The following is a 22,690-nucleotide window of genomic DNA, read 5'->3' as shown; positions in this document are numbered from 1 at the left end:
GAAGAGGGCGACCGGAACGGCGGGTCGGCCGGGGACGGCCGGGGGGCGGAGCCGCGGCGCGGCGTCCCCCGCCTGCAAGGGCACATCGACGCCATCGATTCCGGGCGGGTCTATGGCTGGGCCTGGGACCCCGAGGCCTCGGAGGCGCGCATCCGGGTCGACATCCAGCACAAGGGCGAGGTGATCGGCACCGTCGCGGCCGACCGCTTCCGCCAGGATCTGGCCGACCTCAAGGTCGGCGACGGAAGCCATGCCTTCGTCTTCGACCTTCCGCCGGCGATCCGCGACGACGATTCCAGCGCCATCGCGGTGTACTTCACGGAGTCCCAGATGCCGCTGTCGCGCGGCCAGCCACTGGTGGTTCCGCCGTCCGACGGCGACCGGGTGGAGAATCTGGCCCACCGCACCGATCGCATCGAGGCGGCCTTGCAGCAGATGTTCCGCGTCGTGAACGTCATCCGGCGCGGCGACGACGATCCCTCCCGCGACGCCCACGGGCGCGACGTGACCGCCGTCAAGGCGCGGCTCGAACGCACCTCGATCGACCTCCAGGAGCTCACCGCACGGGTGGAGGCGGTCGAGCGGGTGGCGAACGCCGTGACCAGCCTCGTCGACCGGCTGGAATCGGACGTCTACGACCGCACCAGCCGGACCGAACTGGAGGACCTGCGGCGCGACCTCGTGGCCAAGGCCCGGCTCGGCGTCGTGGTCGGCGCGGTCGCCGTCATCCTGTCGCTGGCCCTTGGCTACGCCGTGTTCCGGGATACCCTGCCGATCCCGTTCTGAACCCGGCCGGCGGGGGCGGCGCCCCGTCGGTCAGGACGGCCCCGCCAGGATCACGTCCTGGTAGGTCAGGGCCGGGCCGGAGCCGATCCAGTCGCCGTACTCCACGCTGCGCACGCGCAGCCCGGCGTCCAGGAACAGGCGCTGCACGACCGCCTCGGGAAAGGCGATCGCCACCTCGGGGCAGGCCTCGGAATGCGCCCAGAACCGCGGCTGGCGGTGGTCGAAGGAGAGGCGGGTGGCGCCGGCCTCGACGGCGCGTTCCGACTGCGCGTTCAGCAGGAAGAAGGTGGCGAACACCCGGCCCCCCGGACGCAGCAGCCTGCGGATCTCGTGCAGGTACCACCGCACATCCTCCTCCACCATGTGGGTGAAGACGGAGGCCAGGAAGACGAAGTCGTAGGACGCGTCGTCGAAGGGCATCCGGTACCCGGCGACCGTGGCGCGGCCGAACGGGTTGTAGGCCGCGTTGCGGACGTCGGCGTGGAAGAAGCGGAAGTTCGGGTGGCGCCGGGAGATGTTGGCGGTGCACCAGTCGATGTGGGGCCCGTGCACGTCGATGCCGTCGTAGCGGCCCGGCGGCCGCAGGCTCTCGCTCAGCACGCGGGCGACCCGTCCGACCCCGCACCCGATCTCGAGAATGGCCTCGCCCGGCCCGAGGCCGCCGTGGGACACCAGCACGTCGCGGAGGGCGCGCCCCACGGCGACGAAATCGTCACCCCCACCGACCAGCATCGCCAACTCGGGAGGCGGCAGCGGGATGGCGTCGGGCTCGGACCCGCCGTCCGCCGTGGCGCTGCGGCAATCTTCGTCGTCGATCATCGGGAACGCACCTGTGCGCGGCAGTGGACGGCTGGAGGGCTCGACGGTTGGACCGGCGGTGGCGGGAGCATGCCCGCAAGGGACAACGCAGATCAAGCACCGCCGGCGGCCGTACGGCCGGGGCCGCGGTGTCGCCGTGCCGGCATGGGACCGGGGAGGGGATGGCGACACCGGTCCGCTCGCGCGCGCGCCGACCCCTCCGGACATCCTGTGGACAACCGGCGCGACGGCCGGACGACGAGTGGACTTCGGGGATGTGCGGCGCTGGTCGCAGCCGCGGACCCACCGGTTGGAATGGTGCTGCCGGAGAGGATTGAACTCTCGACCTCTCCCTTACCAAGGGAGTGCTCTACCACTGAGCTACGGCAGCCCCGCCGTGGGGTGGGCGGGTATATGCCACAGGGTTCCGGCGGGCGCAAGCCCTATGGGCAGAAAAAAACCGCGGCGTCCTCATGCCTGGGCGTCGGCCCGGGCATCGCTGGACGGGACGCCGTAATCGGGCACGATGGTGGCGAGGAGGGACAGCACACGGGCCGTGTCGCCGGCCCGTGCGGCGCCCTCCAGGTCGCTCAGCGCGCGGTTCACCAGGGCGTAGTCGATGAGCCGCGGCGCGGCCAGGAAGACCCCGTCGGCGGCCGTACGCGTGGGCGCCTCGGCCGCCGACAGGATCTCCTCGAACAGCTTCTCGCCGGGGCGCAGGCCGGTGAACGCGATGGCGACGTCGTGGTCCGGGCGCAACCCGGCCAGCCGGATCATCTGGCGGGCGAGGTCGACGATCTTGACCGGCTCGCCCATGTCCAGCACCAGCACCTTGCCGCGGGCCTCGCCATGGGCGACGCCATGGGCCGAAGCCTGGAGCACCAGCTCCACCGCCTCGCGCACGGTCATGAAGTAGCGCCGCATGTCGGGGTGGGTCACCGTCAACGGCCCGCCGCGGGCGAGCTGGCGCTGGAACAGCGGGACCACCGATCCGGACGAGCCCAGCACGTTGCCGAAGCGCACCGTCATGAACCGCGTCGGGGTGTCCGAGGAGTCCCGCGGCGGCAGCACGTCGAGGGCCTGGCAGTAGGTCTCGGCGAAGCGCTTGGTGGCGCCCATGGCCGAGGTCGGGCGGATCGCCTTGTCGGTGGACACGAAGACCATGGCCAGGCAGCCGGCCGCGCGCGCCGCGTCGGCCACGTTGCGGGTGCCGACGACGTTGGTCAGCGCCCCTTCCGCCGGGTTGGCCTCGACCAGCGGCACGTGCTTCAGCGCCGCGGCGTGGAAGGCCAGGGCCGGGCGGTGGTCCTGGAACAGCCGGGTGATGCGGTCGCGGTCGCGCACGTCGGCCAGCACCGCGTGCACGGCCAGGGCGGGGTGGCGTTCGCGGATCTCCTGGTCGATGGTGTAGAGGTTGAACTCCCCGGCGTCGATCAGCAGCAGCTCCGCCGGGGCGAGGGCGGCGACCTGGCGCACCAGCTCGCTGCCGATGGTGCCGCCGGCCCCGGTGACGACGACCCGGCGCCCGGTGACCAGGCCGGCGATGGCGCCGCGGTCGAGCACCGCCTGGGGGCGGCCCAGCAGGTCCTCCAGGGCGATCGGGCGGACCTCGACCTTGCCCTCGCCGAGGGCCGACTTGAACTCGGTCAGGCTGGGCAGGCGCGACAGGGTGAGCCCCAGCGCCGTGGCACGGTCGAGGAGGTCGCGCACCGCCGCGCCGCGGATGTCCCCCTGCTCCTTGGTCAGGATCAGGCGCTGCGGCCGGCCGGCGCGGCGGTCGAGGGTGGCGACGATGGTCTCCAGGTCGTCCAGCCCACCCAGCACCGGGACGCCGCGCACGGAGTGGCCGACCCGCCGGTTCTTGTCGTCGATCAACCCGACCACCCGGTAGGGCGTGCGCCCGCCGTGGCCCTGGGAGCGGATGAACAGCTCCGCCGCGTCGCCGACGCCCAGCAGCAGGACGGGGATGCGCGGCACCGCGCCGGCCTCGTCCTCCAGGCCCAGGCGCTGGTCCTTGAGGAGGCGGTAGGCGAACCGCGGGCCGCCCAGCAGGACGAGCTGCACGAACCACAGGATCAGCGGCACGGAGCGCGGCAGGTCGTGCAGGCGGGTCAGCAGGAACATCGCCAGCAGGAAGGTCAGCACCGCGACCGAGACGGCGCGCAGCAGCTGGGCCAGATCGGGCATCGAGGCGTAGCGCCAGATGCCGCGGTAGAGGCCGAACAGGCGGTAGACCACCGCCGCCACGGCGACCATCAGCGGCGCGCCCAGCGCCAGCGCGTCCGCGTAGTCGGTGAAGGCGAGGCCGCCGACCCGCAGGTAGAGCGCGACCACGAAGGCCACGCCGGTCATCACCAGGTCGTGGACGTAGACGACGAACGCCCGCGGCGATCGGATGCGCATCATGATGAACCCTGAGAACAGCGGCGTCGGCGGCTCAGCCGCGGCAAGATTTGAACCATTCGGCGGTGGCGCGCAAGCCGAAGGCGGTGTTGCGCGGCGGCCGCCACTGGATGGTACGGTGGATCAGGTGGTCCTCCAGCACCAGGGACCCGCCGACCCGGTCGAAGGCCGCCCGTTGGCCGGCCAGCCCGGCGGCCAGCCGAAGCAGGCCCGGTGCAACGCCGAACAGGCGCGGCCGCACCCCGATCTCCCGGGCCAGCCCACGCACCAGGTCGGCGGTCGACAGCGGGAACGCGTCGTGCAGGAGGAAGGCGTGCCCGGGCGCCGCCGGATGGGTCAGGGCCAGGGCGACGGCGTCGCACAGGTTCTCCACGAACAGCAGGCTGCGGCGGTTCTCCACCCTTGCCAGGGGCAGCGGCACGCCGCGCCGGATCAGCGCCATCAGGACACGGAAATTGCCGCCGACCCCCGGGCCGTACACCAGCGGCGGGCGTAGAATGACGGTCTCCAGGCCGCTGACCGAGGCGACTTCGGCGACCGCCCGCTCGCCTTCCAGCTTGGAGATCCCGTAGGGGGAGTGGGGCGCCGGCGCATCACGCTCGCTCACCGGCCCGTCCCGGCTTTCGTCGGCCACCGCCTTGATGGAGCTGAGGTGGACCAGGCGCCGGACGCCGGCCGCCGCCGCCGCCTCGGCGAGGTGGCGGGTGCCGGCGGCGTTGACCAGGCGGAAGGCGGCCAGCGGGTCGGCGGCGCGGTCGCGCATCACGTGCACCCGCGCCGCCAGGTGGACGACGGCGTCGACCCCGGCCAGCGCCGCCGACCAGTCGGTGTCCGGGCCGATGTCGCCGACCACCACGGTGCGCGCTCCCGGCACCATCCGGTCGGGCCGGCGCACGGCGGCGCGCACCGTATGGCCGCGTTCGATCAGCAGCGGGACAAGGGCGGCGCCGACGAAGCCGGTGGCGCCGGTGACCAGGACCGTCATGCCCATGTTGTTCCTCCCGGCGCGCTCACGCGGCGCCCTCACTCCGGCGGCTGCGCAAGGTGGTGGAGCAGGCGCCAGACCACCAGCGCCCCGGCCGGGACGACCAGCCAGTCGGCGCTCAGCGACAGCACCGCCAGCGCGGCCAGCACCGCGTCGGCGGCGAGCACGGCCAGCACCACGCGGTCGTGGCGGCGCCCGTTCTGGACCGCCTTCTGATAGGCGTGCTCGCGGTGCGCCTGCCACACCCGCTTGCCCTGCCAGCCGCGGCGCACCAGGGTGAGGGTGGCGTCGGCCAGGAAGTAGAGCGGCAGCAGCAGCGCCGCCTCCCAGGCCCCCGCGGCGGCCAGGGTCAGCAGCAGCCAGCCCAGCAGGTACCCCAGCGGCACGCTGCCGACATCCCCCAGGAAGACCTTGGCCGGGTGCCAGTTCCATCCCAGGAAGCCCAGCGCCGCGCCGCTCACCGCCAGGCCGTAGAGGGCCAGCGCGCCGTCCATCCCGGCCAGGGTGGCGACCAGGGCGAGCCCGGCGCCGACGCAGGCGGCCTCGCCGCCGGCCAGCCCATCGATCCCGTCCATGAAGTTGAAGAGGTTGACGAACCACAGCCAGGCCAGGCCGGCGAGCGCACGGTCCAGCCACCACGGCGCCCAGCCCTGCAGCACCATCGCGTCGCCCGGCAGCGCCGCCAGCCCGGCGGCGACGGCGGCGATCTGCGCCAGGAAGCGCGGGGCCGGCCCCAGGCCGCGCCGGTCGTCGGCCCAGGAGACGGCGATCAGCCCGGCGACGGCGCCCAGCAGCGGTGCCATGGCCTGGAGCGTCCCCGAGGCGGCGGCGACGACGGTCCACACCGCCAGCACCGTCAGCACCACGCCCCAGCCGCCGCCGCGCGGCGTCGGCACGGTGTGGCTGGAGCGGTCGTTGGGGTGGTCGAGGATGGCGCGCCGGCGCAGGTAGGCCAGCACCCGTCCGACCAGCAGCCACGAGGCCGCGAGCGACACCGCCAGGGTGGCGAACGGGGCCCAGGCCGGCACGCTCATAACGCCACCCCGTCGCTCGCCGCGCCCGCCCGGCCGGCCGCGGGGACGGCGGCGGGGAGGAGGCTGCGGTAAAGCTCCACGGTGCGGGCGCCGACCTGGTCGGCGGCCATGTCGGACAGCACCAGGCGGCGCCCCGCCGCGGCGAAGCGGTGCCGCAGGGCGCGGTCGCGGACCAGCGTGGCCAAGGCGCCGGCCAGGGCCGCCGGGTCGTCGGGCGGCACCAGCAGCGCGTTCTCCCCGGACCGGGCGACCTCGCGGCAGCCGGGCACGTCGGTGGCGACGATGGCGCGGCCGCACGCCGCGGCTTCCAGCAGGCTCTTGGGCAGCCCCTCGCGGCGCGAGGGCAGGGTGGCGATGTGGGCCCGCGCCCACACCGTGCGAACGTCGCCGACCTGGCCGGCCAGCTCGACCCCGGGCAGGGCGCGCCAGCGTTCCAGCTCGTCCGGGCGCACCGAGGTCGGATTCTCCGGGTCCGGCGTGCCGGCGAGCAGCAGCGTCACGTCGAGCCCCTCGGCGCGCAGGCGCTGGTGGGCCTCGACCAGCGGGCGCACCCCCTTGTCGGCGAGCAGGCGGCCGACGAAGCCGATGGTGACCGGCGGCTCCGGCGGTTCGGGCAGCACGGCGAAACGCCCGGTGTCGATGCCCGAGCCGCGGATCAGCCAGCACCGCTCCGCCTCAACCAGGCCGCGCTCCACCAGGAAAGCGCGGTCGTCGGCGTTCTGCAGCACCAGGACGCTGGCCGGGCGGCGCAGCACGGCGCGCAGCACCGGGCGCACCGCCGCCCCCGCCAGCCGTGCCTTCACGCTGCCCTTGCCGAAGGCGGAGCCGAGGCCCGTCAGCGCGTTGACCACCGCCGGCACCCCCGCCAGCCGGGCCGCCAGCCCGCCCAGCAGCACCGGCTTCAAGGACACGTGGTGCACGATGTCCGGCCGCTCGCGGCGGTAGAGGGCGGCGACCGCCGCGACCATGGACAGCGCCTCGGCGGGGTTCAGCGAGCGCCGCCGCCATGCCAGCGGCAGCACGCGGAACCCCTCGTCGGCGATGCGCGGCCCGTGGGCGTCCACCCGGGTCGCCACGGCGACGTCGAAACCGGCGTCGCGCGCCGCCCGGGCCATGGGCAGGCGGTGCGACCAGAAATACCAGTCCTCGGTGACGAGGTAGAGCAGCTTGGGCCGGGTGCGCTCGGACACGGGCGGGAACTCTCGGCGGGAACGGAAACGGCGGGGTGGCGGCGCCCCCCGGTCGCGTGGCGGTGTGGGCGTCTTATGCCCGAGCCGTGATCGCGACGCCAGCCTGCCGTGCGGGCGGGGCGGGGCGGGCCGCCCCGGCGCGGTTGCCAGGCGCGGCGCCATGGGATCTAATCCTGGCTCCCCCCGCCCCCCAGGGAGACTGACGGTGATGAAGCTGCGCTGGAGCGCCACCTCGCCCTATGTGCGCAAGGTGATGATGGTCGCCATGGAATGCGGCCTCGACGCCGCGATCGAACGGGTGGCCACCGACCCGTGGGCACCCGGAACCGATCTGCCGCAGGACAATCCGCTGGGCCGGGTGCCGACGCTGATCGTCGAGGACGGCACCGTCCTCTACGACAGCCCGGTGATTTGCGAGTATCTGGACAGCCGGCACGACGGCCCGCGGCTGTTCCCGGCGGAGGGTCCGGCGCGCTGGACGGCGCTGCGGCAGCAGGCGCTGGGCGACGGGCTGTGCGACGCCGCCGTGCTGCGGCGACTCGAGGCGCTGCGGCCGGACGGCGAACGGTCGGCCAAATGGATCGCCCGCCAGGGCGACGCGATGGTCCGCGCCTGCGACGCCCTGGAGGCGGACGCCGCGGCGCTGGCCGGGCCGCCCACCATCGGCACGCTCGCCGTCGTCGCGGCGCTGGGCTACCTGGACTTCCGCTGGGGCCACGAGGACTGGCGGGCCGGCCGGCCGGCCCTTGCCGCGTGGTACGCCGCCGCCGCGGGACGGGACAGCGCGCGGGCCACGGCGCCGCCCCCGGCCTGACTCCCGCCCCCGGCCTGACGGCCACCAAAGACGCCGCGACACCGGAGACCGCCATGGCGACCGAGCTCGACGCCGACCGCATCGTCGCCCTCCTGGGCATGCAGCCGCACCCCGAGGGCGGGCATTTCGTGGAAACCTACCGCCACGCCGATCCCGAGGGCGGGCGCGGCGCCAAGACCGGGATCTATTTCCTGCTGCGCCGGGGCGAGCGGTCCCATTGGCACACCGTCGATGCCGTGGAGATGTGGCACTGGTACGGCGGCGGTCCCCTCGAACTGGCGATCGCCGATGACGGCGGTGCGGCGGTGCGCACCCTGCGCCTGGGCATGGACCTGCTGGGCGGCGAGCGGCCGCAGGCGGTGGTGCCGGCCGGCGCCTGGCAGGCCGCCCGGCCGCTGGGCGCCTGGACCCTGGTGGGCTGCACCGTCGCGCCGGCCTTCCGGTTCGACGGCTTCCGGCTGGCCCCCGAGGGGTGGGAGCCGGGGAAGCCGCTTTGACGGGAGGAGGGGTCAGTGCCCGCGGTCGGGCCGGTCGGCGTGGTCACCCAGGCTCATGATCCCGACCGCCATGGCCACCCCGCCGAAGGTCGAGCAGACGGAGCCGAAGAACAGGTACAGACCCACGGCCATGCTGTCCGAATCCAGCAGCAACGTGCCGAGGCCGGCGACGTCGAACCACAGCATTCCCAGGCAGAACGCGAGGCCGGCCAGCAGGCCGGCGACGAGATGCCGTGCGAGGAACAGGATGGCGGGGCGGGCGTAGGGCTGCATGGGGCGACCGGCGGTGGATGGAACCGCGCCACTGTGGCGGCCCGCTACCCGCGGCGCATTGATCGATCTCATGCCGGTCGCGATTCGCCGCGGGAGCCGCTCCCGGGTGGACCGCCCGTCCAGGCGCTGCCCGTCAGGCGCTGGCGGTGCGGTGGCGGTAGACCCAGACCGACGCCGGCGGCAGGTTGCGGGCGATCCAGCGGAAGCGCCGCGCCACCAGCCCGAAGCGGCGGACCAGCCCGGGGTTGAGCGGCGAGAAGGGTCCGTACGTCAACTGCACGAAGACTCCGTGCGGCCCCATCGCCTCGAAGGCGCCGCGCGCGATGCGCATCTGCGCCGACAGCGGCAGGGCGATCAGCGGCAGCCCGGACACCACGGCGTCGCAGCCGGCCCAGCCCTCGCGGGTGGCGATCGCGCCGAGCCGCCGGGCGTCGCCCTCCACCACCGTCACCCCGGCATGGCGGTCGCGCAGGTGGCGTGCGAACACGTCGTCGAGCTCGAGCAGCAGGAGATCCTGCGGCGCGACCCCGGCCTTCAGCAGCGCCGTGGTGATGGGGCCGGTGCCCGGCCCCAACTCGACCACCCGGCGGCCCGGCCCGGCGCCGGCACCCTCGACCATGGCGCGGCACAGGTCCGTGCCGCTGGGGGTGACCGAGGCGACCTTCAGCGGCGCCTTCACCCAGCGCTCGACAAACAGCTTGCGTTCGGCGAATGCCATGTCCGTCTTCGTCATGCGATCCCTGTCCCGCGCTGGGCCCCGGCGATTCCCACATCATCGCCATGGCGCGGGATGATGATCCTCCGTACGCTTCACGTCCAGTGCCGTGATGGGGGCTCCCATCCAGCGGAAGGCGCGCCGGGCGGCCGGCGCGTGCCGGCGTGCCGACGGCCCCGGCCGACGGCTCCGGTCGACGGCCGCTCGGGCGCCCCGGCCGGCGCCGGGCGCCGCTCTTCGGGGCAGTCCACCCGGCCGAGGGCTCCAACATCGCATAAGTAAAATAAGTCCGGCATAGGGCGTTTTTCTCCGGAAGGTCCCTTCGGATCGGCAGCGGCGGCTTCCGGGGTATACCTCCTCTTCCGTGTTTATTGTGGTCCCTTGGGGCGGCACACTGGCCACGATTTCCAGCCGTGGTGTGGTTACGGGGTCCGTCGGCGGGGGCATGCCACCCGGCGCGACGCCTGCCCGGGCCTCGGCGTGACACAAGAGCAAGAGGGGTATGGCAGTGCGTGAGCTTCTGATCGCGGACTCCGCGCTAGAGGATCTGGCGTATCTTGTCGAGCGGCGGCGGCCCGGCGTCGAGGTCGTCCTGGTGTCGGCCGGGGACGATGGCCACGCCGCGCTGGCCGGCGCGCTTGCCGGGCGGCCGGCGGCGGTCCACCTGCTGGCCCATGGCGAGCCCGGGCTCCTGCGCCTGGGCGCCGGCGCCATCGACGCGGCCTCCCTGGCCGACCGCCACTGGCCCGCCGCACCGGGCACCGAGATCCACGTCCACGCCTGCGGCGTCGGCGACGGCGAGGCCGGCCGGGTGTTCCTGAACCGGCTGGCCGCGGCGACCGGCGCGACGGTCGCCGCGGCGTCGGGCCCGGTCGGCGACGCGGCGCAGGGTGGAGGCTGGGTGCTGGACCGGGCGACCGGGCCGGTGACCGCCGCCCCCCCGTTCGCGGGCCACGAGGCCTGGCCGCATCTGCTGGCCGTCACCGGGACGCCGTCCTCGGGCAACGACACCCTGATCGGCGACGACGCCAACGACGCCATCGACGCCCTGCCGGGCGACGACATCGTCCTGGGCGGCGGCGGCAACGACCTGCTGTCGGGCAACCAGGGCAACGACTATCTCTACGGCGGCGACGGCGACGACACCCTCGACGGCGGCGACACCTCCGACACCCTGGACGGCGGGGCCGGGGCCGACTACATGACCGGCGGCTCCGACTACACCGCCTTCGACCGGGTGACCTACGCGTCGGCCGGCACCCAGGGCATCGTCCTGGACCTGGAGACCCCGGCCAACAGCCAGGGCTTCGCCGCCGGTGACACGCTGGTGCGGATCAACCTGATCGAGGGCAGCGAGGGCGGCGACCTGTTCGTCGACAAGACCACACTGCTGGAGGGTGAAACCGGCAACAGCTATTTCTGGGGCCATGGCGGCAACGACACCCTGTCGGGTGCGGTCGGCAAGGACACCCTGGAAGGCGGCCACGGCAACGACTGGATCGACGGCGGCAGCGAGGACGACGACCTCTACGGCCACTGGGACAACGACACGCTGCTGGGCAACCACGGCTTCGACAAGCTGTTCGGCGGCGAGGGCGACGACCTGCTGGTCGGCCATGGCGGCGGCGACTCGATCTTCGGCGGCAGCGGCGCCGACACCGCCTTCGGCGGCGAGGAGCACGACTACATCATCGGCAACCAGGGCGACGACCAGCTCTACGGCAACTGGGGCGTCGACACCATCTTCGGTGGCCAGGATGCCGATTCGGTCTTCGGCGGCCAGGCGGGGGACGAGCTGTACGGCCAGCTCGGCAACGACCTGGTCTACGGCCAGCTCGGCAATGACACCGTCTTCGGCGGCCAGGGCGCCGACACCCTGTTCGGCGGCCAGGACGACGACCTGCTGTTCGGCAACGCCGGCAACGACACGCTGGCCGGCAACCGCGGCAACGACACCCTGGAGGGCAACGACGGCGCCGACACCTTCGTCTTCGGGCCCGAGGGCGGGGCCGACACCGTCACCGATTTCAACGCCGTCGCCGGGGACCGCTTGCAGACCGATCCCGGCATGACCTGGACCGTGGCGGACGGCGCCACCGGGGCGGTGGTGACGTTCGGCGACGGCGGAACTGTGACGCTGACTGGCATCCGCGCGGCGGACGTCACCGCCGACTGGTTCACGACCGGATGAGGCAGCGTTATGCGCGCTTGCGCATAACGCTGCCATGGGTACAATGCCCCTGACTCCGCCGGTTGTGCCGCACCCTTCCGCGGCCCGGCTGCGGCGGGGTTCGGAACCAAACTTCACCCCCGGCGCTTCGCCGGGGGTGTTTTTTCGGTCTGCCGCTGCCGCTGTGGCGGTGCGGTTGGACCCGTGCGTCACGGAGCGCCCGTTTCCCAGATCAGCGGCAATGGGGTTTCGACCAGTGACCGCTGGGCCCGGTCGGGGCGGGCACGATGATAGGACATCAGCCGCAGGCCGACCGAGGCACTGGGTCTGTCGGAGTAGGCGACGGGAAGGGTCGCACCGGACCGCAAGGCATCGGCGATGGCGCGGTCCCGGTTCTGCCGGTTCGTTTTCACGTCCTTCGAATCATCGTGTGACGTGTTCGCCGCGGTCCACACCGGCGCGACGGCGGTCCGGATGAGCGTCAAAAGATGCCCGTTCAGCGGACAACGACCCTCGTCCGCAAGCTGCTGCAACACCCTGGCCTCCTCGCTCCGGTAGCCCTGAGCGACGCAGCAGTCGCCGCCGTGCAACAGGATCCTGATGTCCGCGAATTCCGCCTGAAGCAGAGGCACCTCCCATTCGTCGGCGCCCGATGCCCACACACCGTCGATCAGGACGGGGTTCCATCCTCCGAGGTCGCACCAGGCGGAAATGGCGCCGGCCCACTCCCGGAACGTCCGTTGATCCGCTGCGTCGCCGAGAAAGTCCTCCAGGGTGACGAGCCCGGTCAGCAGCGCGAGGGCCGCGAACACGCGGGCGTCCTCATCCTTGTGGTGGGGCTCGCCCACGGCGGTGTACGGATGGAAATACTCCCCCGCCAGCGCCATCGCCGCGTCGATGGTGGCATCGTCGAGCGGGCTCCCGACCCGCCGGAATCGCCGGACGTAGCGCTGGAAGGCCCGGCGGCCGACCTCCTCAAACGCATCGTCCGCCAAGCCGCGCGGCAGGATCAAGGTGCGGTCGACATCGAAGACCAGGAACCGGGCTTCCATTCCAGGTGCCGATAGGGCCGCCTGGCACGCGTCCTGCAGTGTTTGCCAGGAATCGAAATACCGTATGCGGCATCCGTCCAGATGATCCTCACCCTCGTCGGGTGGAGGATACCAGTGGTCGCTCCTGCGGATGAACGCCTTGACGGTCACCCGTGGCGTCGCATCTTCCGGGAGGTGCCCCAGAAGCCGGGCCAGTTGCGCGTCGCCGCTGCCGTCGCCGACGCAGATGATTTCGACACGCTCCGTGTTGGGAGCGAGGGTCCGGGCGAGGCAGTCGCGCAACCATTGTGCGGTTCGCGGGCTTTGCTTGCGGGGAACGGTGCTTTCGCCAAAGAGCGGTTGCAAGGGCGACCAGCGGCCGTTGTCATATGGCCAGATCTCGCGGAATGCGATCCCGGGAACGAGCGCGGCCGGGGCGATACGGACGTTCGCATCCGGGGCGGCGTCCGCGCCCGCCTCGGATTCCGCGTCGGCGATCGCGGTGGCGACGCGCCAGATGTAGTTGCCCGCTTCCAATGAGAACACACTGGCCCCCCTTCTACAGAGACGTCCGCTGCGGCCTGAATGGGTTGAGAATGCGCTTCAGGTCGGCATATTTGGCCGCCTCGTAAGGCTGGAGGCAGCGGTCCGCTTCGGCGCGGTCGATCAGCGTGACCGCGTCCCGGCTCAGCGCCGACCGCTCGTCGTCGCTGTCGGCGTGCCACCAGGCCGCGGTGAGGAAGACGATCTGATACATGTAGGAACGCGCCGCCAGGGGCACGCCGGACCCCTTCAATGTTTTGAGAACATTGGAAAAAACGACCTCGGCGCCGGGTGCGGAGGCGGTCCCGACCGGGTGTTGCCACACAGCCTCCAACAGGAAGCAGGAGCAGATGTTGATGTGAATCTGCGCTTCCAGACGTTCGGCGATCGCCGGCGGCTCGGGGGGGAGCGTGCGCTCGAACGCGGACCGGAGCGCGACCAGGCGGTCCCAAAGATCGGCCAGCGGGGGGAAATCCGTCCCCCGTTCGTCCCGCCACTGGGGGTCGTCGCGCAGGAAAAGAGCGGCGTTGTGGTAAACAATCGATTGGGCGATTTCTTCGGATTCGAAGCGCAGGTCTTCGGGGGCGTTGGCCTCGCGTGCACCCTCGTACTCGGCCCGTGCGTCGGCGAGGGCGGTTCGGGCCTGGCGGAATTCCGCCGGCGTGCGGGCGTTGATCCTCTTGGCGAGAGCGTGGAACAGAAGCGCTTCCGTCCGGTTGTCGCCGTCCTGGGCGACGTGAATGGCCTGCTGGCAATAGGCCTCGGCTTGTCTCCATGAGCCGTGCAGGCCCAGAACATACGCCGTTGCCAGGCAGGCCTGGAACGGGGTGAGCTGCGCCATGCGCAGGAGGCCGCCGATGTCACGGCCATTGAGGGCCTCGGAAAGATCCTCGAGGTAATGAACGTCCGCGTCCTGCGGATCACGCAGCGCCATGGGCATGCGCCCGGCGAGGAATCCGGTTTTGCGGCGGCGGTCGTCCAGGTCCTGGAGGCTTTTCAGCAGAGTCCGGTGGACCAGGGAGAAGGCGTCGACGAAACCGACGAGGTTGACGGCGGTGCTGAACGCCCGTGCCGTTTCGTCGGTGACCGATTTGCGGATGGTGCCACTCTTCATGAGTTCCAGGACGCGCAGCGCGGCCTGGTTGGCCCGGGCGTCGCGCCGGGTGTCGAGCGTGTGCGACGCGATGTCCAGATTGATGGCACGGCGAAGCTGGATTTTCGCCTGCTCCAGCATGTCCCGCAAGAAATCGTCGTCGCGACCGGTCTCCCTCCGCAGAGCGGGCGGCACCTCGCAGCCGTCCAGGAAAAATGACACATGCAACTGTTCTTCAATCGTCTTTCTCGACTCCTCGTCCCCGATCTGCAGGAAGGGATAGGCGGATAACAGCGCGCACGGGGTGCTGAGCCGGTGTGGCTCCACGCCGAGCACGCGCTTCAGGTTGCCAGCCATGGTGGTGACAAAGCGTGCGGAGTCGCTGCGTGACGAGCGCTCTCCGCAGAAGCGCGGCATGAAGGGAAGAAAACGTGCGTCGCGGACGTGGATGTTGCGCCAACGGCCATTATCGGCCTCCGCGACCAAATGGGCCAGGGAACAGATGCCGCTGTCCATCGTGACGAGGATGGTGCGATGATTCGGTGCGGTGGTCGTGTTCGCGATATCCAGTTGGAGAAGCGCACGGGCGTCCCGGACATGGTTGATGACCGACGCATTCCCTTGGGCGGGGTGACGCATCGTGGCGAACGCGGCGAGCGCTGAACGCCACGCCTCGAACGTGCTCCGCCCCTCCAGCATGCGTTCCGACGGGGGGGCGGCTTCCCGGCGCAGATTGCTGAAAATCCGGTCGTAGAGGCGAGCCGAATCAGCGGAATCGCCCCGCAGAACATGCAGCAGGGCGCCGGCCTGCGATTCCAGCCACTCGACGAGGGTGCGCAGGTCCTCGCCCGTGAAGTCTTCCGGGGAGCGATTCTGCACGTTCAGAGGAAGTTGCTGAAGTCGATCGGCCTGCTCCAACGCCTGACGCTCCAGGGCAGCGAGGTCGTCGAGGATGTCCTTGGGAAGTTGCTTGAACTCGTCGTAGTGTGGAGTCAAGATTCGCAGCCGGACGTTGTCGGACTCGTCGTCAGAGTCCAGCTCGTCGATGAGGCGCGACGCGATGGCTTCGGCATAATGGCGGTGAAAGTCATCATCGCCATCGAACAACGCGACCTGGCGATGTTCATCGGCGGGGAACAGGCAGAATTCCAGGAGATTGCAGTCGAGAACGTAGGTGATACGCTTCTTCCCTTGGAGCCAGCGGAAGTCCGAGTCGATGAGGGCCATTCCGACCTGCATGCGCGCCAGCGGCTGCTCAACCGAACGGACCCTGCGAGCGCCTTCCATTTTCACGTCCCTGGTTGTGGCCATCATCGCCCTCATCAAGTGACCGCCGCTCGCGCATCCGGCGTTGGGTTCAGGGATAGGGGGGAGGAGGCGCGGTGGAGGCGTCGGTGGGCGATGGAGCCACGCGCTCACTCTCTGCAAACCGTCTTGCTTCTTCGAGGCGCCGGAAGAAGGGCGGGTCGTCCACGAGGCCCCCGATCACGTTGGTGTTGATCATCGGGTAGGATGCGAAACTGGTGGCCTTGTTCTGCCGGTAACGGTCGACATGATCCGGCGTTGCCACGTGGAAGGCGTAGGGTCTGGCAATATGCCAACTCTTGATCACGCGGAGCGGCGCTCGCTCGTGCATGAACATGAACATGAAGAAACGGTCGGCCGGGCCGATCTGCCCGACGGCCTCGCTGGGCAGCGTGTACCCACCGTCCGGGGCGTGACGGATGGTGTCCAGCGGCAGATCCCCATAGTCGAGCCTGTGCATGGTTTCGGCAAAGAACTCCAGGCCGAGACACGCGGCGAGTTCCGTGGCGGCGGCGGCGAGGTGGATGGCCGTGCCAAGGGCCTGGTTGTTCTTCCAGGTCGCGGTGTCGAACAGCGTCGTCACCACCCCATGAATGTAGCCGATGCGCGCCAGGTAGGCGGCCAACGTGACCAGGCCGGCCTGGCAGCAGCGACCGATCGGGACGTTTTGCGTCAGGAACGCGTTCACCAGGTCCGCCAGTTTCGGAAGAATCCCTCCTGACCATTCGTCCAGGTAGCGGGCGACGATGCTGGCGACCTCCGCGTCGTACTGCGCGTCCTCACACGTGCTTCGCGCCGGCGCGTCACGCAGCAGCAGCCCGAGCAGGGGGCGCACCGCTTCTTCCGAGCCGACATGGGTCAAGACGGTCGCGATTGCGGACAATGGCCCGTAGCCATCGCTTGCCCGCCACTTGGTGACGGCGATCACGTGATTCCGGGCGAGACGGTCCCGGCTTCCCGGGCAGTCGTACCAGCGAGTCTTGGCCCTCTCCACCAGCGTCGCCAGCATGCCCGCCCGTGCGGCGTGGACGTAGGCATCAATGGTTTGCGCGTCCCAGTGTTCCGGTTCACTGCTCAACGGCCAGCTGCCGGGTGCATCCATCTCCGGTCCCACTCCGCACGGAAACGACGTGTCGCCCGCTGCATATGCACTTATGCGCGCGGCATCCGGGGCGATCCCGGATATTATGGATGCATTTTTCGGAGTTTGGTAGCCGGAACCCATCGTCATGTCTGGAAGGCACCACTGTGTTGGCGCGGCAACGGCACGATCGATAACGAAAGGAGGAGTATGGGGCGCAGTCATTCCCCTTGCAATTGTCATGCGCGACGATATCATGCGCGGCGTGATCAGGCAAGGTCGGGCGGGGATGGGCGCGTTCAGGGGGAAAATACGATCCTATCGCCACAGGGCGCTGGAGCGCTTTCTTCATGATCCCACATGCTGTCCGCCGCGCGTGCCTGCCGTGATGCGGAACAAGATCGTGCTGAAACTGGCCGGATTGCAGGCCGCCACCGACCTGCAAAGCCTCCGCTCCCCTCCGGGCAACCACCTGGAAAAGCTGCGGTGCGAACCCTATGCGGGATACCACAGCATCCGCCTGAACGATCGCTATCGCATCGTGTTCCGCTGGGAGGAGGACGGGGCGTACGACGTGGACGTCACCGATCACTACAAGAAGTCGTGTTTCGAGTGACGGTGGCGGTTCAGGTGGCCGTGGCTCGGTGAAATCCGACGGGCCAAGGACTATCGTGTCGCTGGGTGGCACATCGTTGACTGTGAAGGACAGAGAGAACCATGGCACCGACGCCGGAACGCATCGCCAGAACGCCGGAACCAAGCGGCAATGGCGAGCCCATCGAATCGGAGGCGCGGGAACCGCGCCGGGAGGAGAACGACCAGGAAGAAGCGCTTGCCTGGCCCCTGCTGCCGGGGATCTACCTCCGGGAGGAGTTCCTCAAGCCCCTCGGCATGAATCAGAAGGACCTGGCGGTCCAAGCGGGGCTGGCGGTGCAGGCCGTGAGCGAGATCATCAACGGCAAGCGAAAGCTGACGGCGGACACCGCAACCAAGATTGGTCGCGCCCTGGGCGTGGCGCCCCTGTTCTTGTTGAATCTCCAATCGGCGTACGAGCTGGCGAAGATCGGCGCACCGGCCGTCTTGGAGGAGGGGAGGACGGGCGGCACCACCGTCGACGGCTCCGGTCCTGCCGCATCGCCGGATGACCCGCCGACGCTGCGGACCGGCCGACGCGGGGGACGGTTGCCGCTTTAACGACACTTCGACGGCGGGGGAAAGTGATGGGCTATCTCCTCGGCACCTTGGCCCTCCTTGCCTATGCCGGGAATTCGGACACCCCGACACGACGGTGGCTGGCGGACGGGGGGCGCCGTGGCCGTGCCTTCGTCAGCGTCATCTCGTTCGGGATGATCGATGGGGAAATCCAGCGGATCACGGACGGCGCCCGCCGGGACACGTGGCAGAACGCCCTGTCGCGGGCGCGCCATGAGTTTTCGGAATCCGGGCGCATCATCCCTGTGGAGCAGCGGGTCGTGGATGTGTGGGCAAAGCTGCGCAACATGGATCTCAAGACCGAAGAGGGCGGCGTCCTCGTCGATCTGGGCGAAGACGACCGACTGGTGGTCGCGACCGCCATGGCGAACGGGTTGACCTTGGTCGCCCCCCGCAGCCCATACCAGGACGCGGTGCGTCGCCACTACGAGCTGGACGTCGTCGATCCGGCCGAGAGCGGATGATGGGACGTTTGCTCCTGGACAGCGAACCCCTCCCGGTCCGGTCGCGGCCGACCTGGGTGCTGGCGCTGTCCGGAGGGGGCGTGCGCGGCCTCTTCACGGCCCGGGTGCTCGAGCGCATCGAAGAGCAGACCGGAACCCTGTGCCGGGACCAGTTCGACTTCATCGCCGGCACGTCGATCGGCGGCATTCTGGCGATCGGCCTCGCCGCCGGCATCCCGGCGCGCGACCTGCGCACCGTCATCGAGGCCCATGCGCCGACCGTGTTTCGCCGGCGGCGCTTTCCGGGCATGGGATGGCTCGTGTCGCGATACGGGCAGAGCGGGTTGCGCGATGCCATCGCCGCGGTGTTGGGCCCGCATGCGACCGCGGACATCGGCTCTTTGCCCATGGATGCGCTCGTCACGACCGTGGACGAAACCGCCCGCTGCACCCGGGTGATCGCCTCCTATCGCGGGGAGAGCCAGCCTCGGCAGGGCATGACACTGCTTGATGCGGCGTTGGCGACCTCGGCGGCTCCCGGGTACTTTCCACCGCATCGGGTGGAGAACCGATGGTATGTGGATGGGGGCCTGAGCGCCAACGCCCCCGACCTGGTGGCACTCACCGAGGCCATGCGGCGGTTCGGCACCGGCCTCGACACCCTCCACATGATCAGCGTCGGCACGGCGGCCTGGCGGCCTCTCGGCACGGTGGGAGAGATGGGCGCGCCGGGCCGTCTGGACTGGCTGCTGCGCCACCGGGTGTTCGACCTTACGCTCAGCGCCCAGGAGACGCTGGCGCTCGACCAGGCGCGCCTGCTGCTGCCCGGCCGATGGATGCGCATCGACGCCCGCGGCGCGCCGCGCATCCCCCTCGACGCGGCGGATGGCGGCACGCTGCGCACGCTGCGTGTGCTCGCCGACGAGGCGTGCCTGGTCGCGCGCTCGGAGCGGCCGGACCTGTGGCGGGCGATGGTGCACCATCGCCGCCTCGCCAGCGTCGGGGCGTGACCGCCCCTACTCCGCGGGGGAGGGGGGCGGTGGCAGGGGGCGGCGCGGCCGCAGGATCTCGCGGGCCAGCAGACCGGCGTAGAGGCTGTTGGTGACGAGGTAGCGCTTCCACATCCGCCGCGGCTCCTGCAGGACGCGGTAGAGCCACTCCATGCCGGTGCGCTGCATCCACCGGGGCGCCCGGCGGGTCAACCCGGCCATCACGTCGACCGAGCCGCCGACGCCCATCAGGAACTTCACCCCCAGGCGGTCGCGGTATTCCTGGGTGAACCGCTCCTTGGTGGGGCTGGAGATGGCCACGAACAGGCAATCGGCGCCGGAGGCGCGGATCTGCTCGACGATGCCGGGCTCGTCCTCCCGCCTGAAATAGCCGTTGCGCACCCCGGCGAACTCCAGGGTCGGGTGCTTCGCCTCGATGTTGACGACGGCACGGTCCAGCACCTCCTGCCGGGCGCCCAGGATGAAGGGGCGGTAGCCGCGGGTGGCGCACAGCGCCAGCACGCGGTCCATCAGGTCGATGCCGGCGACCCGGCTGGGGACGGGGCGGCCCGCCAGGCGGGCCCCCCAGACGACGCCCATGCCGTCGATGTTGATGAGGTCGCTCTCCACCACGTCGGCGTGCAGCGCCGGGTCGGACCGCATGGTGACCAGCTTGGAGACGTTGACCACCACGTGCTTCAGGCAGACGCCCTCGGCCATGGCGGCGTCGATCAGGCGCACCGTCTCGTCCATGTCCAGGGGGTCCATCGGCACCCCCATGAAGGTGATGCGCCGCTGCGGCACGCCGAAGCGCTCCAGCAGCGCGCGGCAGGCGGTCGGGTCGCTCATGGCCGTCTCCTCCCTCCCCAGGGCCGGCGTCACCAGACGCCGACGGTGTCGATGACGAACTTGTCCTTCAAGAGGTCGCGGTCGACGTAGGTGAAGCTCATGTGGTCGACCAGCAGCACCACCAGGCTGGCCTGCTCCAGGGCCGCGTCGAAGTCGGTCAGCTCCAGGCCGAGCGCCGCCAGGTGGGGCGGCAGCTTGGAGATGTGCGGCTCGACCACCAGCAGCCGGCCGACCTTCTCCCTGGCCAGGCACTCCACGATGTGCACCGCCGGGCTCTCGCGCAGGTCGTCGACGTCCTTCTTGTAGGACAGGCCGAGACAGGCGATGACCGGCTCCTTCAGCAGGCGCGCGCGCTCGGCCACCTTGGCGCAGACGAAGTCGGGCTTGTCGTCGTTCACCTTGCGGGCCGCCTGGATCAGGCGGGTCTCGTCGGGGGCGCTGTCGACGATGAACCAGGGGTCGACGGCGATGCAGTGGCCGCCCACGCCCGGGCCGGGGCGCAGGATGTTCACCCGCGGGTGCAGGTTGGCCATCTTGATCAGCTCCCACACGTTGATCTTCAGGCGGTCGCAGATCACCGAGAGCTCGTTGGCGAAGGCGATGTTGACGTCGCGGTAGGCGTTCTCCGTCAGCTTCGCCAGCTCCGCCGTGCGCGCCGTGGTCGGCCGGCACTCGCCCTCGCAGATGATCTTGTAGAGCTGGAGCGCCTGCTGGGCGCATTTGCGGGTGATGCCGCCGATCACCCGGGCGTTGTTCACCACCTCGTCCAGGATCTTGCCGGGCAGCACGCGCTCCGGGCAGTGGGCGACCCGGATGTCCGACATCTCGCCCTTGTGGGTGGGGAAGGAGAGGTCGGGCCGCTCCTCCATCATCCAGGTGCACATGCGCTCGGTGGTGCCGACCGGCGAGGTCGATTCCAGGATCACCAGGTCGCCCGCCTTCAGCACCTTGGCGACGGCGCGCGAGGCCTTCTCGACGTAGGTGAGGTCGGGCCAGTGCCGCCCCTCCACGGTCTGGAACGGGGTGGGCACGGCGATGATGAAGGCGTCGGCCGGGGCCACCTCGGTGGCGGCGCGCAGCTTGCCGGCCTCGACCACCCGGCGCAGCAGGGCGCCCAGGTTGGGCTCGACGATGTGGGGCTCGCCGGCGTTGATGCTCTCCACGACGCTCTCGTTGACGTCGACACCGACGACCTCGACGCCACGGTCGGCGAACACGGCGGCGGTCGGCAGGCCGATGTAGCCGAGGCCGACGACGCAAACCTTATTGACGGATTTCATGGAGCAACCTCGCAACGATGCGGTCGCACGCGCGACCGTCGCCATAGGGATTGTGGGCACGGCTCATGCGCCGGTAGGCCTCGGCGTCGTCCAGCAGCCGGGTGGCGTGGCTGACGACCGCGTCGGCCTTGGGGCCGATCAGCTCGACGGTGCCGGCGGTCACCGCCTCGGGCCGTTCGGTGGTGTCGCGGGTGACCAGGACCGGCTTGCCCAGCGACGGCGCCTCCTCCTGCACGCCGCCGCTGTCGGTGACGATCAGGTGGGCGCGCTTCATCAGGTAGACGAAGGGCAGGTACTCCTGGGGCGGGATCAGGTGGACGTTCCCCCGCCCCTTGAGGACCTGCTGCGCCGCCTTCTGGACGTTGGGGTTCAGGTGGACCGGGAAGACCACCGAGACGTCCGGCCGCTCGGCCAGCCAGGACAGCGCGGTGAAGACCTGCTCCAGCCCGCCGTCGAAGTTCTCGCGACGGTGCCCGGTGGTCAGCACGATGCGCCGGCCCTGGGCCTCCGCCTCGTTGAGGAAGGGAAAGCGGGCGTCCAGCTCGGCGCGCAACGCGTCGTCGCCGTCGATCATCGACACGGCGTAGAGCAGGGCGTCGATCACCGTGTTGCCGGTGACCTCCACCGCCTCCGGCCGGACGCCCTCGCGCAGCAGGTTGTCGCGCGACACGGTGGTCGGGGCGAAATGGACGTCGGCCATGCAGCTCGCCAGCTTGCGGTTCAGCTCCTCCGGCCAGGGCGACATCAGGTTGCCGGTGCGCAGCCCCGCCTCGACGTGGCCGACCGGCACCCGGGCGTAGAAGGCGGCAAGCGCCGCCGCCATGGTGGTGGTGGTGTCGCCCTGCACCAGAATCCGGTCGGGCTGGCAGTCCTGGATCACCTCGGTCAGACCGTTCAGCACGGCCGAGGTGACGTAGGCCAGGCCCTGCCCGTCGCGCATGACGTCCAGGTCGTAGTCGGGCGTGATGTCGAACAGGGTCAGCACCTGGTCGAGCATCTGACGGTGCTGGGCGGTCACGCAGACCCGCGGCTCCAGCCCCGGCTCGCGTTCGATCCGCTTGAGGAGGGGGGCCATCTTGATGGCCTCCGGCCGGGTGCCGAAGACGATCAGCACTTTCATCCAAATTCTCCACCGGTTGTGGCGGCTGTTGCCCGCGTATCGTCGGTGACGCTGTGCGAACTGTCAGGATTGTCCAAAG

The 22,690-nt window shown here is 70.6% G+C and carries 20 protein-coding genes, 1 tRNA gene and 1 pseudogene; 8 read left to right on the top strand and 14 right to left on the bottom strand.

All coding sequences use genetic code 11. From position 1 onward, the window contains the following. Positions 1-786, top strand: a pseudogene (locus AC6H2I_RS25280) (hypothetical protein); the annotation flags it as partial. Between the two features lie 30 nt (positions 787-816). Here AC6H2I_RS25280 and AC6H2I_RS25275 read toward each other — a convergent pair. The 6 genes from AC6H2I_RS25275 to AC6H2I_RS25250 all read right to left on the bottom strand — a co-directional run bounded on the left by AC6H2I_RS25275 (position 817) and on the right by AC6H2I_RS25250 (position 7,196). Beyond that, positions 817-1,605: a class I SAM-dependent methyltransferase gene (locus AC6H2I_RS25275; RefSeq protein WP_497503532.1), complete on the bottom strand. Its 789-nt coding sequence runs from the start codon at positions 1,603-1,605 to the stop codon at positions 817-819. Positions 1,606-1,900: 295 nt separating this feature from the next. Further along, a tRNA-Thr gene (locus AC6H2I_RS25270) sits at positions 1,901-1,975 on the bottom strand. 80 nt (positions 1,976-2,055) lie between these two features. Beyond that, positions 2,056-3,990 carry a polysaccharide biosynthesis protein gene (locus AC6H2I_RS25265; protein WP_497503531.1) on the bottom strand — a complete coding sequence of 645 codons (1,935 nt, stop codon included), beginning with the start codon at positions 3,988-3,990 and terminating at the stop codon, positions 2,056-2,058. Between the two features lie 31 nt (positions 3,991-4,021). After that, complete coding sequence (locus AC6H2I_RS25260) at positions 4,022-4,978, bottom strand: NAD-dependent epimerase/dehydratase family protein (RefSeq protein ID WP_497503529.1); 957 nt, start codon at positions 4,976-4,978, stop codon at positions 4,022-4,024. Positions 4,979-5,010: 32 nt separating this feature from the next. Continuing rightward, entirely contained in the window at positions 5,011-6,006 is a 996-nt protein-coding gene (locus tag AC6H2I_RS25255; RefSeq protein WP_497503528.1) for an MraY family glycosyltransferase, read from the bottom strand. Then, positions 6,003-7,196 carry a glycosyltransferase family 4 protein gene (locus tag AC6H2I_RS25250; protein ID WP_497503527.1) on the bottom strand — a complete coding sequence of 398 codons (1,194 nt, stop codon included), beginning with the start codon at positions 7,194-7,196 and terminating at the stop codon, positions 6,003-6,005. The genes AC6H2I_RS25255 and AC6H2I_RS25250 overlap by 4 nt, the downstream gene beginning before the upstream one ends. Positions 7,197-7,404: 208 nt before the next feature. Between AC6H2I_RS25250 and AC6H2I_RS25245 the strand changes: the two genes are divergently transcribed. After that, positions 7,405-8,010 carry a glutathione S-transferase N-terminal domain-containing protein gene (locus AC6H2I_RS25245; protein ID WP_497503526.1) on the top strand — a complete coding sequence of 202 codons (606 nt, stop codon included), beginning with the start codon at positions 7,405-7,407 and terminating at the stop codon, positions 8,008-8,010. A 53-nt stretch (positions 8,011-8,063) separates the two neighbouring features. Beyond that, positions 8,064-8,507, top strand: a complete 444-nt coding sequence (locus tag AC6H2I_RS25240; protein ID WP_497503525.1) for a cupin domain-containing protein — start codon at positions 8,064-8,066, stop codon at positions 8,505-8,507. A 12-nt stretch (positions 8,508-8,519) separates the two neighbouring features. Here AC6H2I_RS25240 and AC6H2I_RS25235 read toward each other — a convergent pair whose 3' ends face one another. Continuing rightward, positions 8,520-8,780 carry a hypothetical protein gene (locus tag AC6H2I_RS25235; protein ID WP_497503524.1) on the bottom strand — a complete coding sequence of 87 codons (261 nt, stop codon included), beginning with the start codon at positions 8,778-8,780 and terminating at the stop codon, positions 8,520-8,522. 133 nt (positions 8,781-8,913) lie between these two features. After that, positions 8,914-9,513, bottom strand: coding sequence for a class I SAM-dependent methyltransferase (locus tag AC6H2I_RS25230; protein WP_497503523.1), 600 nt, complete (start codon positions 9,511-9,513; stop codon positions 8,914-8,916). 484 nt (positions 9,514-9,997) lie between these two features. Between AC6H2I_RS25230 and AC6H2I_RS25225 the strand changes: the two genes are divergently transcribed. After that, a complete protein-coding gene (locus AC6H2I_RS25225; RefSeq protein ID WP_497503522.1) occupies positions 9,998-11,686 on the top strand; it encodes a DUF4347 domain-containing protein in 1,689 nt (562 codons plus the stop codon). Positions 11,687-11,874: 188 nt separating this feature from the next. Here AC6H2I_RS25225 and AC6H2I_RS25220 read toward each other — a convergent pair whose 3' ends face one another. The 3 genes from AC6H2I_RS25220 to AC6H2I_RS25210 all read right to left on the bottom strand — a co-directional run bounded on the left by AC6H2I_RS25220 (position 11,875) and on the right by AC6H2I_RS25210 (position 16,868). Further along, positions 11,875-13,242 carry a hypothetical protein gene (locus AC6H2I_RS25220; protein ID WP_497503521.1) on the bottom strand — a complete coding sequence of 456 codons (1,368 nt, stop codon included), beginning with the start codon at positions 13,240-13,242 and terminating at the stop codon, positions 11,875-11,877. 13 nt (positions 13,243-13,255) lie between these two features. After that, positions 13,256-15,619 (bottom strand): hypothetical protein, encoded by a 2,364-nt coding sequence (locus AC6H2I_RS25215; protein WP_497503520.1) that lies wholly within the window; start codon positions 15,617-15,619, stop codon positions 13,256-13,258. A gap of 70 nt (positions 15,620-15,689) precedes the next feature. After that, positions 15,690-16,868, bottom strand: a complete 1,179-nt coding sequence (locus AC6H2I_RS25210; protein ID WP_497503519.1) for a hypothetical protein — start codon at positions 16,866-16,868, stop codon at positions 15,690-15,692. A gap of 91 nt (positions 16,869-16,959) precedes the next feature. Here AC6H2I_RS25210 and AC6H2I_RS25205 point away from each other — a divergent pair, with 91 nt between their 5' ends. The 4 genes from AC6H2I_RS25205 (at position 16,960) to AC6H2I_RS25190 (ending at position 19,383) form a co-directional block, all read left to right on the top strand. After that, entirely contained in the window at positions 16,960-17,334 is a 375-nt protein-coding gene (locus AC6H2I_RS25205) for a type II toxin-antitoxin system RelE/ParE family toxin (RefSeq protein WP_497503518.1), read from the top strand. A gap of 101 nt (positions 17,335-17,435) precedes the next feature. Next, a complete protein-coding gene (locus AC6H2I_RS25200; protein WP_497503517.1) occupies positions 17,436-17,912 on the top strand; it encodes a HigA family addiction module antitoxin in 477 nt (158 codons plus the stop codon). A 26-nt stretch (positions 17,913-17,938) separates the two neighbouring features. Then, entirely contained in the window at positions 17,939-18,394 is a 456-nt protein-coding gene (locus AC6H2I_RS25195; protein WP_497503516.1) for a PIN domain-containing protein, read from the top strand. Further along, on the top strand, positions 18,391-19,383 hold the full coding sequence (locus AC6H2I_RS25190; RefSeq protein ID WP_497503515.1) for a CBASS cGAMP-activated phospholipase: 993 nt from the start codon (positions 18,391-18,393) through the stop codon (positions 19,381-19,383). The genes AC6H2I_RS25195 and AC6H2I_RS25190 overlap by 4 nt, the downstream gene beginning before the upstream one ends. A 6-nt stretch (positions 19,384-19,389) precedes the next feature. On the opposite strand, the gene AC6H2I_RS25185 is transcribed toward AC6H2I_RS25190, so the two are convergent. From AC6H2I_RS25185 to wecB, 3 genes are read right to left on the bottom strand one after another with little or no spacing between them, the layout of a single operon-like run. Then, positions 19,390-20,211 (bottom strand): WecB/TagA/CpsF family glycosyltransferase, encoded by an 822-nt coding sequence (locus AC6H2I_RS25185; protein WP_497503514.1) that lies wholly within the window; start codon positions 20,209-20,211, stop codon positions 19,390-19,392. 29 nt (positions 20,212-20,240) lie between these two features. Further along, on the bottom strand, positions 20,241-21,491 hold the full coding sequence (gene wecC / locus AC6H2I_RS25180; RefSeq protein WP_497503513.1) for a UDP-N-acetyl-D-mannosamine dehydrogenase: 1,251 nt from the start codon (positions 21,489-21,491) through the stop codon (positions 20,241-20,243). Continuing rightward, the gene (gene wecB / locus AC6H2I_RS25175) at positions 21,475-22,611 is read right to left on the bottom strand and encodes a non-hydrolyzing UDP-N-acetylglucosamine 2-epimerase (RefSeq protein WP_497503512.1); all 1,137 of its coding nucleotides are present in this window, start codon (positions 22,609-22,611) and stop codon (positions 21,475-21,477) included. Before wecB ends, wecC begins: the two co-directional genes overlap by 17 nt. Positions 22,612-22,690: the final 79 nt, after the last annotated feature.

The sequence above is a fragment of the Azospirillum sp. NS33 genome (assembly GCF_059703765.1).
This window is presented reverse-complemented; position numbering and strand designations above follow the sequence as displayed.